Genomic DNA, 10951 nt, shown 5'->3' with positions numbered 1-10951 from the left:
AGAGGAAAGCGTCTCTTGAGAACGCAGTGTAAACCCATGAAAAATCAACGGGAATTAATCAGAAGGGAATGGACGTGACCAGAAAATCAATCGCCGCGGCAATCGCCGCACTTTCACTCGGCGCCACGATATCGACATCGGCGCTTGCTCAGGACAAGACGCTGACCATTGCGATCACGAACACGATCAACACGTTCGATCCGCATATGACGGCATCCGTCGGCACCGACCTCAGCCTGCTCAGCCACATCTATCCGTCGCTGGTTCTGCGCAGCCCCGATATGAAGATTGCTCCGGCTCTTGCAACCGAATGGACGAGCGTCGACGATCTGACCTGGCGCATCAAGCTGCGGTCGGACGCCACGTTCAACGACGGCGAGAAGATCGATGCCGGAGTGGTCAAATGGAATTTTGACCGCGTGCGCGACCCGGCCGTCAATGCCCGCATCAAGGCGTGGTTCACGCTGATCTCCGACGTCAAGATCATCAGCCCGACCGAGATCGAGATCAAGACGAGCTCGCCCTATCCGGCGATGATCGGCCAGCTGTCCATGTTCTTCCTGCTGCCGCCGAAATGGGCCGCCGATCATAAGCCGGCTACCGAGACCGCGTCGGGCGGCGCCTATGTCATCTCTTCCGTCAAGCCGGGCGAGAGCATCACGCTCGACGCCAATCCGCAATATTGGGGTGCGAAGCCGGACTTCAGCAAGGTCGTCGTCCGCATCATTCCGGATGCCGCCAGCCGTGTCGCCGCGCTGCTTGCGGGCGAGGTCGATTTCATCAACTCGATCCCGACCACGGAAATTACCCGGATCAAGACCAGCGGCAGCGCCCAGGCCGGCGCGGTGCCGAGCACCCGCACCGCGTTCATCAAGTTCAACACGCTGAAGCCGCCGCTCGACAACAAACTGCTTCGCCAGGCGGTGAACTACGCCGTCGACAAGGAAGGCATCGTCAAGGCGATCTTCAACGACCAGGCCGAGATCGCCAAGTGCCAGGTGACATCGAAGAGCTATTTCGGCTTCAACGCCGATCTGAAGCCCTACGCCTATGATCCGGAAAAGGCGGCCGAACTTTTGAAGAAGGCAGGCGGTGCGCCGGCCGAGCCGATCGAAATCGAAGTGCCGACCGGCATCTACCTGAACGGCGAGGAAGTCGTCCAGGCGGTCGCCAGCCAGCTGGAAGAGATCGGCGTCAAGACCAAGATCGTCGAGATGCAGTTCAGCGCCTATATGGACAAGTATCTGAAGACCAAGGACCTCGGCCGTATGAGCCTGCTCAGCCAGGCCTGGCCGACGATCGATGCCGATGGTCTTCTGACCCTGTTCGCGCCGGGCAACATGTACGCCTACTGGGACAATGCCGAGTTCGGCAAGGCCCTTGCCGACGGCCGCTCGACCATGGATGTGGCCAAGCGCCAGGCGGCCTACAAGAAGGCGACCGAGGTGATGTGCGACGAGGCGCCGGCGCTCTTCCTCTATACCCAGCCCGCCACCTACGGCCTGTCCAAGCGTATCACCTGGACCGCTCGGGGCGACGACTGGGTCCGCGCTTTCGACATGAAGCCTGCGGTGAACTGAGCCCAAGACGCCAAATGTCGCCATCCCGCTTCACACGAGGCGGGATGGTCTTCCATTGACCCATGACAGTTCTCGGATCCAGCATCGGCCGGACGATCGACGATCCGGCAGAAGCACGTACTCAGACGCCATATCAGCAGGATAGGATAGTCCCATGCCGACAGTGACACTCAACAACGCCACCTTTGTCTACGACGACATCGGCAATCCCGATGCCGAGCCGATCATTGCGCTGCATGGCGGGCGCGGCATCGGCGACCGCCACGGAGAGTTCAACGCCTACAAGGTCCTGTCGGACAAATACCGTGTCATCGCCTATGATCAGCGCGGTTGCGGGGAGACGAGCCTGACGCCTCCCTACACGTTCGAGCAGCTGGCCGATGACGTCGAAGCCTTTCGCGTGAACCTGTGCGGCGGCCGCAAGATCATCCTCGAGGGTGGCTCGTTCGGCGGCATGATTGCGCTCACCTATGCCGTGAAATACGGCCAGAATCTGTCGCGGTTGATCCTGCGCGGCACCGCCGCCAGCTATCACCACGAAGACGATGCCATGGTGGTGTTCAAGCAGCGCATCCACAAGGCGACCAGCGCCTCGCTCGACATGCTCGACAAGATGTTCTCCGACAGGGTCAAGGACGATACCGAGCTGCGCCTGATCTGGCTGGCGCTGCAGCCGCTTTATTACGAAAAATTCGATCCGGATGCGGCGCTGGAGCGCACCCGCACCATGCATCTGCATGCCGAGACCCACAACGCACTGTTCAAGGAACGCCTCTACGACCTGCGCGACAAGCTGAAAGACATTCCGGTTCCGACGCTGGTTGTCTGCGGTGCGGAAGACTGGATCTGCCCGCCGAACCATTCGCGCCTGATCGCTGAAAGCATTCCCGGGGGCGAGCTTCTCGAAGTGCCGAACGCGAACCACGCGGTCCATGCCGAAGCGCATGAGGTCGTGATCGCGGCGATAAGGGAATTTTTGGCGCGCACCGCGAACTGAGGCCCACGGAAGGCACATTCAGAATCGGTTGTGCTGATCAGCAGCTATATTACATGGTGCGGGTTCTGAAGCTGATTCCCGGGCGCGACGACGAATGCGATCAAGATGATTTCCGCTCTGCTGGCCGGCGTAATCATAGCGGGGATTCCCGCCTGGATTGCGGCTCGGGCTATTGATCCCTAAGACGGCGGCAGCGGCATTCGGCTCGACGACTCGCTCTAATTTTGAGGATGCGATCAAGAAAGCCTGGGCCCGTGACGGCTGGAAGCCCTGAGGCGTGCACGTCCCTCCGTCTGTCAGGAAGTCCTCGACGCGGGAACCGGCACGCAGTGCAGCATGAGATCAATCAACGCTCTATGTGAGTAGATAGACAAGGATTGCGGCTCCCAGTAACCAAAGCCCGCTCAGAAGGGCTAGAGAAACAGCAACCGTTCTGCGGTCAACCTGAACCCACGGCCGCTGTGGACCGCGCAGGCTCATAGCAGACGTGTTGTTGGGCGTGGTTGGAACTCCGAAGGCCGATATGGTTTCCTCAGCAGAAGATGTTTTTGACAGTCTCGCGTTCATGCCAGTCTCATCCAATTTTGTCCCTGATTTTTTCACCGAGTCCAACCAAATCCATTCGATTTCGCGACTTGAGGGGCAATGGCTCACTGAACAGGCGGCAGCGACAATTGCTGACCCGCGAGAGAGCTTGGCGGTCTCAAGCAATGTTGTGGCGCTGACCAAAGATCTCACCGCCGATCTCCGGAAGCTTCTCGTCAATTCTGACGATATTCCGCCGGAGTTGGTTGTCGGTGCGTGGATCCGGTGCGCCGACGAGATCATGTGCCTGCAAAAGTTGTCCCAATACTCGTCGGTTGCGGTGGAAATTTACCGGATATTCGCTACACTTCCTGACCGAACTGGACGACGGCGACAGCCGTGTGGAAGTTCCACTGCTGCAGGGCCGCCCCTAGCGGTTACCCCACTGCGGCAAGGGCTCGACGTGCTTTCCATACCGCCCGTCGAGCCCTTTGTGCCGCCCCCACTGCACTGTTCAGCGACCTCAACCGTCAACCACCATCCGATCGCGGTTCCCGCTTATTGATAGGTTTGACTTGATGTTTTGCGTGAGTGCCTGGTCGCCGTAACATCCAGGTCGCCAGTAAGCTCCTTGGTGATCGCTTCAAGCGTCACGGAAAGTCCAGCCTCGACCTCGATCGATTTGAGGCTTTTTGCGATCTCTCTCGCGTAGATCACCAGCCTCGCCAGAGCGACGAGTTCTACTTCCATATCAGTTTGCAAATCCGAGCATTCCATGCACCAACCCCCAACTTGTGTGGGCAATCTAAAACTCTTTGAGGGTCGTCGGGCGTGACATCGCCGTGACACAACGCATGGCTGATGACGCTAGTCATCGCGCCAGAGAGATGTTCGGTTAAATTCAAAGCGAGTGGGGGGAGAATAGGCCTCGGCCTGACGCAGAGCGTCGATAAGGGCTATGGCGTCAGCTCTTTTTTGGTCCAAATAATTGTGGCGAAGAATTCGCAGGACTTCGTTGGCCCGCCCACTTGCAATCTCCGAGCAGTTTGCCAGGATCGCGTTCCAGCTACGGACCTTGAAGAACAAAGATCGCGCGCTTTCTTTGAGATGCCGCGCTTCCTGGCCGCAGATCAGGCCGTGCGTGCAACAGCTGGCGACTGTTGCGTCTACATTGACCATCGGAATGGTGATGGCGAAATATCCAAGCTCTTCCGGTCCGTGCAGCAGTGCGACATCCGCATCGTCGACACGGGTTTCGCTCGCATAGGCCGCAAAGATTTCCCCAATGCCAGTCATGCCGAAGGCGTGACATTCTGCCGCCCGCAATGCACCCATGCTCGCCGCTCCAAAGATCGCCACGCCTTTCGAGAGACCGTAGAGAATTTCCTTGTGCCAGACGGGGGCGACATATTCGAAGGCACCGTCAATTAATCCGATGGCCCGCGCACCTTCGTCGACCGCCAGCCGCACGTCTCCCTGCATCGCCGGCGGCCTCACAATCATATCATCAGCGACGAAACGTCTTGCCTCCGGCAGGCTTGGACCGACAAAGAGTACTTTCATGAGGTAAACGATGCTGTCATCGCCCTGTCGCCAAATCTGTACCGTCGCTCTCCCTCAGGACTTTCCAGTCCAGGCACCAATATCTTGACGACCGCGAAGGGTAATGCCGGCTCGCTCAGTCGAACGGCGATTGCTTGCGTGATACCCGACCGCTTCAAGTTCCCCAAGATTCCTGCAAGGTCGTTCGGACCGGGCAAGGGCACGCCGCGTGAGGGATCAGCGGAAAACAGCTTTAACAACCGCTCTGGCAGTGGTCGCCGATAGGTCTCATGGAATACGTCATCACGTGCGCCGCTAATATAAGTGACCCGGGACTGCGCGGCTTCCGTCAGCGCGCGCATGGCAGCGCGCTCGGAGGATGGATGAGCGCCGCAGCCGAACGTCACGTCGACATACCGCGGCGCACGCGCCGCGAGCGCGGTTTTCGCCGCCAGGAAGGCGCCGATACACGGTATGCCGATATCGCTTGTCATGTCGAACATGCGCAGCAGGATGCCCGCATCCTCGATCTTCGCGATAAGGGACCTAACCTCCTCATCGCTGAATGCGTCGGGTTCCAGACACCTGGAGTGCTGGCTAGATTCAGGAAGAACCTGCCACAAGACATGAGCGTCGCGTTCGATACGCTCCAGAAGGCCGTGGAAAATTGCCTCGTCATGCGTATTGCCCGATGCAAGGCCGTCCGAAGATTGCCAGTACCGGCAGTTCGACAGAGTCCGATCGAGTGACACGGCTTCGGCCGGAACGTAGACGCGATCAAAACTGAAGAGGTCTTCTCCCGCCGCAAATGCCATAGTTTCGGTTGCTCGGGGAGGGGACTGGTTCCGGCCAAGGAGCGGCACAAGCAAGTCGACACGCTCGTCGGCATCTGAAAGAGCTGACGCGGAGACATTCTTGATTGGCAGGAACGGATCGCAAGCGACAGCCCGCTCTATGGCCTCCATGACCGCGGATGTTCTCGCATCGGCATCGGTGAGCCCTTTGCCTTGAGCAACCACGATCGATTTGGCGTTTGGAGTATAGGCGCACCAAACCGGAATGCCGATATGATCGAGTCCGGTCTGGCGGCCAATACGGGTTATCCCAAGCGTCTTCAGAAAAGGACGCACCCGCTCATAGGTCTCCTCGGGTAAGCAGATGCGGTCCATCGCTTACGCCGTGGGCAGCTTAACCATCGAAGACACCAGAGAAAGCCTGTTCAGAGGAGGAGACTGCAACCGCCAAGTTGACGTCTTTGACAATTGTTCCTCCCGCATTTCTAAGATCGTTTGCAGCAGCCAGCGGTCCGGAAACTGGCGGCTGCATCGGCAGGACCGTTCCCGCGTCAATGTCCGCCAGATAAAGCTGATCGTCTCCGGGCAGCCCGATTATCACAACTCTTGCCATATCTTACCCCTTAGGTTGTTGGTGCTGAAAATCTAAAACCCGGCTTTCATCAGGCCCTCTCGGTAGAGTTCCTTCTGCCATTGTTCTTTCACCGGAAGTACGGAAAGCCATTTGTCGAGATCGAATTGCGGATTGAGCTCCTGAGCCCGGCGGCGATGGAAGCGTGCTTTCGCGGTATCGCCGGCCATAGCATAGCTGGCCGCAAGCAATCTCCGAGCCGACGAGGAGTCCCCCATTCGGTCGATATAGCTGATCGCCTGATGAAATTCACCCAGGAAATAGCTGGCGCCGGCCGCAATCCAGAAATAATCGTCGGGGCATATCGGATTTAGGCGGATAGCGTTGCTGATTTTCGCTAACCCATCGGCAGGCTTCGATGCATGAACCAGAGCGTCGGCATACCCGCATATTGCGTCGGCAAGGTGTGGGCTCAATCCTTCCGCCCGATCGAATGCCTCCAGGCTTCCGTCGACATCGCCAAGGTAAAGCCTCGATAGCCCAAGCTCCCGGTGCGCCGATGCCAGTTCCGGCTGCAGGGCCACTGCTTTTCTTGCCGTTTCTTCCGCCTGAGCCAGCAGTTCGGTCTCTCCCCGCGCCGTCAAGACCCATTCCCAGGAGTAGGTACGGGACAAACCCGCCAATGCCGGCGCGAAATCCCCGCGCATTCTCAGCGTTTCTCGAAAGGCATTTCTAGCCCGGCGCACGTCAGGGAGCGTGAACTTGTTGAGATGCTGGGCGCTTGTAAGATAGGACCTGTAGACATCCGGATGAGCACGGTAATCAGCGAGCACAATTTCGGTGCGCTGGAGGTGGCCGCTGATTGCCATCACGATCATCTGTGCCACTTGTCTGCGGTGTGAAGCAAGCGAGCTGGCATTGAGGCGGAAGCGTTCCGCCCACAAAACGCTGTCCGAGGGAAGGAAGATCATCTGTACGAAGAGACCTTCGCTGCTGATGTTCGTGTCAAGGACGTAGGAGATGGAATGTCTCTCCAGCTGAGCCATCTTATCCGCATCCTGCCGGATGCGGGCAGCCGTATACGGAGCAACGACCGCCACCGTCCTCAAGGAGCAAAGACTTATCGTGATATCTTCCATCAATGCGCGGGCTGGATAAGCGGCGTTTTGCTCTGCTTCCTGGGGAGGAAGTAATACCAGCCGGGGCAGTTCCATGGGCATTGAGGGGACGATTGCTGTCCCTACGGGCAGCGTGAACTCAGCTCGACTGACCGATGATCTAGAGGATCCAATTTGGTCATCATGACGATGCGCCCCCAGCAACACCTCACGTACAGCGGAATCGCCCGGATCGCGTTCGAGGAGTTGTTTTGCGCTATCCTTGACATCGGCCCATTCCGACCGACTCGCCGCGGCGGCTTGTGCCTCGAAGAGCCCTGCGCGAAAGCGTTGCCACTGGACCGACCGTTGTTTCTCGATCCATGGTTTTAGGCCGATGGGTAAATTGGCTTCGTCCATAAACTGCCGCGTCATCAATTTCGACATCGCGTTCAATCGCGGCAGTGCTTCAAGATCACTGGAGAAGACGGAGAAATCCGCCTCAAGGGGCTCGGCAGATAGCTGTACGGTCGAAGCCGTGAAATCGAGTGGCGCGGGCCAGCCGTCCACGGCGCATTTCCGCACGCGCTCGGCCATTTTTCGAAAGTTGATTTTGGCGGCGTCTTGATCGCCGGCCCAGAGCAGCCGCGCCAGATAATCTCGCGGTAGTTCAAATTCACCGCTGGCCAACATATAAGCGAGGCCAAACAGTGCCTTCTGCGGCAGGGGCACTGTCCCTCGTTCCCCGTCAGCAAGCCAGAGGCCCCCGAACGTCACAAGCCGGAGCATCGGAACGATCCGCTAACGCGTAGCGCCTGGATCCGCGTGATCGCGGTCCAGACCTGACGGGGCCCCTAAGGATTTGACCAGTTGAACGATGTTTTGGCGGAGCTTCGCATTTGCCACCCTCTGGAATGCCAGATTGAGTTCCACCCCCTCGCGGGTTGCCAAAAAGGAGGTCACCGCATCTTCCTCGTGCACGACAGGTTTGCTATCGGTTGTCGACAACGGGGTTGGCGCATCGGCAAAGAAATAGCCAACAGGCGCGCCCAGTATAGTTGCGATCATCTGAAGACGACTGGCGCCAACCCGATTGGTTCCCTTTTCGTATTTCTGCACTTGCTGGAAAGTAATCCCAAGCCCGTCGGCCAATCTCTCCTGAGACATCTTCAGCATGGCCCGCCTCAGCCGGATCCTTGATCCAACATGTACGTCAATCGGGTTCGGCTTCTTCTGATCCATCACTGCACCCTCCGTCACCGCTACACAGTGGTATAAACGGAGACTTCGTGCAACTGGGACCTGTCGGCAAAGGTGTGCACCATGTAGATTCATGGCGACCCCTCAGAAATTCTGGACGGAAACGCTTTCTACATGGGTGATGACGTGGCTTAAGTCACGGAACAAAGTGAACAGCTCGGCCGCTCTGTTCTTGGCCCGGGAGGCCGGGCCGGTTCTGTTACCTGCTCCACCAGGCTTCAACCGTCACCGGATTTGTGAGACCCGGATGACAATTGATTTTCTGAAGCGTTTCCTCAGGTTTCAATGACTTAAAGCAGCGTACCCCATCGCGTGAGTTGAAGCTTCGATCCCCTTCGGGGGCACGCTCTTCCGAATGTCTCCAGGTTAGGCGGATTGAGAGTATCCAACCGATTCGGGATGGGCGGAGTTTGGTCATTCGCCGCGCAGTTTGACCAAGGGATCAAGTGCGATCCTGCCGCCGCCGTACACCACAAGGGTCAGCGCCATGGCGGCCCATGGAAGATGGAAGTTGGCCCAGCCGTCCGGAATGGTGAGCTGGATCACTGCCGTCATCGCGAGCAGGCCAAGAGCCGCATAGCGGGTGAAAAGGCCCAGGACCAGCAGGACGGGCAGGGCAAGTTCGGCAATCCCGGCCGCCGCCGCCATGGTCAACGGCATAGGGTAGGAGAATTGGCTGCCGAATATATGCAGCTTGAATTCCTGTTCGAATAGAAATCTGGCTCCGGTCGAGAGGGTCAGGAATCCGTCCCACTTCGTCAGCCCCGATTTGAAGAACGGGATTGCCAGGCCGATGCGCAGCGCCAGCAGCGGCAGCGACTGTGGAATTAATGCGAGCAGGCGTTCGGCGCGATGATGAAGCGAGACAAGTGCTACGCCGAGACCGCGGGAGGAAGTACGTTCTATGGTCATGGGACTTCTCCTTCAACAGGTTCAAAGGCGCTGAATACGCCAAGGCCGATCAGACCGATCAGCGCCGATCCGAAATCGAAATCGGGCGCGACGGCGAATGCCGTCTGCGCCGCCTCGCCGAGGGTAGCGCCCTCAAGGAGGGAGGCCGCGAACGTCGCGTCCTGCGGAGGTAGGACATGTACCTCGACGTGCATTGCCGGCCGCACGACCAGCGCCGCTTCGGGATGCCAGTCGGCTACCGTTGCCACGGTCTCGCCCTGGTGGGCGCTCCAGATGGCGCCGGCCGGAAAGTCCGACCGCACGAGCCGGGCCGAAGGATGCGGAACGAGCACCATCTCGGAAATTCGTTCTGGCGCGACGCTGGCAAGTGCGGTGACGCCGAGCGGCAATCTGTCCGCCGCATGATAGGCCCGGGTCCAGGCAACCTCGATCCGGGCGACATCGGGAAGATAAGGGAGAGAAGCAGCGGGGAGAAACGCCGCGATGAAATCGGGGAAGTCATCGCCATAGTGCATGATCAGTGGTGAGGCCGGCTTGTGATCCGCGGCGTAGGCGCGTGCCATGCCGACGAAGAAGTCGGAGCCGACGAGCCGCTTCGTCACCGGGAAGCGCTGGCCGAGTGCCGTCGTCAGCCCGACATAGACATTGTTGCGGTAGACGGCGAAGCGCGATGAACCGGCCGCGCCGCGGGCGGTGGTGATGCCTTGGGGAAGCGGCCCGTCCGGATGCAGCAGGGCGGTCGCGAAGGCATCCTGACTTTCGGTGAGACCCATGGTCATGCCGCCCGGGTTGCGCGGCGGCCCGGGGCCGCGGCGGCCAGCATGGCATCGGCGCGAACCGCCTCTGCCTGAAGGGTGGCAAAATCCGGGACGTCGTTGTCCCACTCGATCAATGTCGGCAGGGGGCCGCTCCGGGACAGCGTGTGCCGGTAAAGCTCCACCACATCGGTTCTGACCGTGCTGCCATGGGCGTCGATCAGCAGCCGGTCACCCACGCTGTCGACGGTTTCGTCATAGCCGGCCAGGTGTATTTCACCCACCAGTTCGAGCGGAAAACGGTCGATATAGGCGACCGGATCGAGACAGTGGTTTACGGCCGAAACCATGACATTGTTGACGTCGAGCAGCAGCCCGCAGCCGGCGCGGTCGGCGATCTCCGTCAGGAAGTCCACTTCGTCGATCGTGCTCTCGGAGAACAATAGATAGGTCGACGGATTTTCGAGCAACATTTGCCGGCCGAGCCATTGCTGCGTCTCATCGACATGGTCGACGACCCGCGCCAGCGTTTCGGCCGTATAGGGCAGCGGCAGAAGGTCGTTGAAGAAGCTGGTCTCGTGGGTCGACCAGGCCAGATGTTCCGAAAAGCTCTGCGGCCGGTAGCGATCGATGAGGCCGCGAAGCCGCTTCAGATGTTTTCTGTCGAGGTCGCGCGCTGCACCAATCGACAGGCCTACGCCATGGAGCGAGAGCGGATAGAGGTCGGCGACGGCCTCGAGATAGCGGTGCGGTGGCCCGCCAGCACCCATGTAGTTTTCGGCATGAACCTCGAAAAAGCCGACATCCGGCCTGATGGCGAGAATGGTTTCGTAATGCTCCGGCTTGAGGCCGAGGCCGGCGCGTAGCGGCAGGACGGTGGCACGGTCTGCTGAAACGGTCATTGCTGTTCTCCCTGTA

12 protein-coding genes are annotated in these 10951 nt (G+C 59.2%); 3 read left to right on the top strand and 9 right to left on the bottom strand.

Annotated features, from left to right (window positions below):
- Window positions 1-74: 74 nt before the first annotated feature.
- From LZK81_RS23635 to LZK81_RS23625, 3 genes are all read left to right on the top strand, one after another.
- Window positions 75-1580, top strand: coding sequence for an ABC transporter substrate-binding protein (locus LZK81_RS23635; protein ID WP_233957502.1), 1506 nt, complete (start codon window positions 75-77; stop codon window positions 1578-1580).
- Between the two features lie 154 nt (window positions 1581-1734).
- Window positions 1735-2577 (top strand): alpha/beta fold hydrolase, encoded by an 843-nt coding sequence (locus tag LZK81_RS23630; protein WP_233957501.1) that lies wholly within the window; start codon window positions 1735-1737, stop codon window positions 2575-2577.
- Between the two features lie 523 nt (window positions 2578-3100).
- Window positions 3101-3667, top strand: a complete 567-nt coding sequence (locus tag LZK81_RS23625; protein WP_233957500.1) for a hypothetical protein — start codon at window positions 3101-3103, stop codon at window positions 3665-3667.
- On the opposite strand, the gene LZK81_RS23620 is transcribed toward LZK81_RS23625, so the two are convergent.
- From LZK81_RS23620 to LZK81_RS23580, 9 genes are all read right to left on the bottom strand, one after another.
- Window positions 3661-3852 carry a hypothetical protein gene (locus LZK81_RS23620; RefSeq protein ID WP_233957499.1) on the bottom strand — a complete coding sequence of 64 codons (192 nt, stop codon included), beginning with the start codon at window positions 3850-3852 and terminating at the stop codon, window positions 3661-3663. The genes LZK81_RS23625 and LZK81_RS23620 overlap by 7 nt on opposite strands.
- A gap of 117 nt (window positions 3853-3969) precedes the next feature.
- The gene (locus LZK81_RS23615) at window positions 3970-4665 is read right to left on the bottom strand and encodes a TfuA-like protein (protein ID WP_233957498.1); all 696 of its coding nucleotides are present in this window, start codon (window positions 4663-4665) and stop codon (window positions 3970-3972) included.
- Entirely contained in the window at window positions 4662-5813 is a 1152-nt protein-coding gene (locus LZK81_RS23610) for a YcaO-like family protein (protein ID WP_233957497.1), read from the bottom strand. Before LZK81_RS23610 ends, LZK81_RS23615 begins: the two co-directional genes overlap by 4 nt.
- Before the next feature lie 19 nt (window positions 5814-5832).
- Window positions 5833-6051, bottom strand: coding sequence for a hypothetical protein (locus LZK81_RS23605; protein WP_040124903.1), 219 nt, complete (start codon window positions 6049-6051; stop codon window positions 5833-5835).
- A gap of 32 nt (window positions 6052-6083) precedes the next feature.
- Window positions 6084-7838, bottom strand: coding sequence for a tetratricopeptide repeat protein (locus LZK81_RS23600; RefSeq protein ID WP_233957496.1), 1755 nt, complete (start codon window positions 7836-7838; stop codon window positions 6084-6086).
- A 69-nt stretch (window positions 7839-7907) separates the two neighbouring features.
- The gene (locus LZK81_RS23595; RefSeq protein ID WP_233957495.1) at window positions 7908-8348 is read right to left on the bottom strand and encodes a helix-turn-helix domain-containing protein; all 441 of its coding nucleotides are present in this window, start codon (window positions 8346-8348) and stop codon (window positions 7908-7910) included.
- 432 nt (window positions 8349-8780) lie between these two features.
- Window positions 8781-9278 carry a DoxX family protein gene (locus tag LZK81_RS23590; protein ID WP_233957494.1) on the bottom strand — a complete coding sequence of 166 codons (498 nt, stop codon included), beginning with the start codon at window positions 9276-9278 and terminating at the stop codon, window positions 8781-8783.
- Entirely contained in the window at window positions 9275-10057 is a 783-nt protein-coding gene (locus LZK81_RS23585; protein ID WP_233957493.1) for a DNA-binding domain-containing protein, read from the bottom strand. The genes LZK81_RS23590 and LZK81_RS23585 overlap by 4 nt, the downstream gene beginning before the upstream one ends.
- Window positions 10054-10935: a DUF692 domain-containing protein gene (locus tag LZK81_RS23580; RefSeq protein ID WP_233957492.1), complete on the bottom strand. Its 882-nt coding sequence runs from the start codon at window positions 10933-10935 to the stop codon at window positions 10054-10056. Before LZK81_RS23580 ends, LZK81_RS23585 begins: the two co-directional genes overlap by 4 nt.
- Between the last annotated feature and the right edge of the window lie 16 nt (window positions 10936-10951).

Origin of the sequence: Neorhizobium galegae (genome assembly GCF_021391675.1) — a bacterium.
Classification (GTDB): Bacteria; Pseudomonadota; Alphaproteobacteria; order Rhizobiales; family Rhizobiaceae; genus Neorhizobium; species Neorhizobium galegae_B.
Note: the sequence above shows the minus strand (reverse complement) of the source record. Positions and strands in the feature narration are given on the sequence as shown.

Coding starts and splice junctions, on each gene's coding strand:
- LZK81_RS23630 (WP_233957501.1), top strand. CDS start 1,735: ATGCCGACAGTGACACTCAACAACGCCACCTTTGTCTACGACGACATC.
- LZK81_RS23625 (WP_233957500.1), top strand. CDS start 3,101: ATGGTTTCCTCAGCAGAAGATGTTTTTGACAGTCTCGCGTTCATGCCA.
- LZK81_RS23620 (WP_233957499.1), bottom strand. CDS start 3,852: ATGGAAGTAGAACTCGTCGCTCTGGCGAGGCTGGTGATCTACGCGAGA.
- LZK81_RS23615 (WP_233957498.1), bottom strand. CDS start 4,665: ATGAAAGTACTCTTTGTCGGTCCAAGCCTGCCGGAGGCAAGACGTTTC.
- LZK81_RS23610 (WP_233957497.1), bottom strand. CDS start 5,813: ATGGACCGCATCTGCTTACCCGAGGAGACCTATGAGCGGGTGCGTCCT.
- LZK81_RS23605 (WP_040124903.1), bottom strand. CDS start 6,051: ATGGCAAGAGTTGTGATAATCGGGCTGCCCGGAGACGATCAGCTTTAT.
- LZK81_RS23595 (WP_233957495.1), bottom strand. CDS start 8,348: ATGGATCAGAAGAAGCCGAACCCGATTGACGTACATGTTGGATCAAGG.
- LZK81_RS23590 (WP_233957494.1), bottom strand. CDS start 9,278: ATGACCATAGAACGTACTTCCTCCCGCGGTCTCGGCGTAGCACTTGTC.
- LZK81_RS23585 (WP_233957493.1), bottom strand. CDS start 10,057: ATGACCATGGGTCTCACCGAAAGTCAGGATGCCTTCGCGACCGCCCTG.
- LZK81_RS23580 (WP_233957492.1), bottom strand. CDS start 10,935: ATGACCGTTTCAGCAGACCGTGCCACCGTCCTGCCGCTACGCGCCGGC.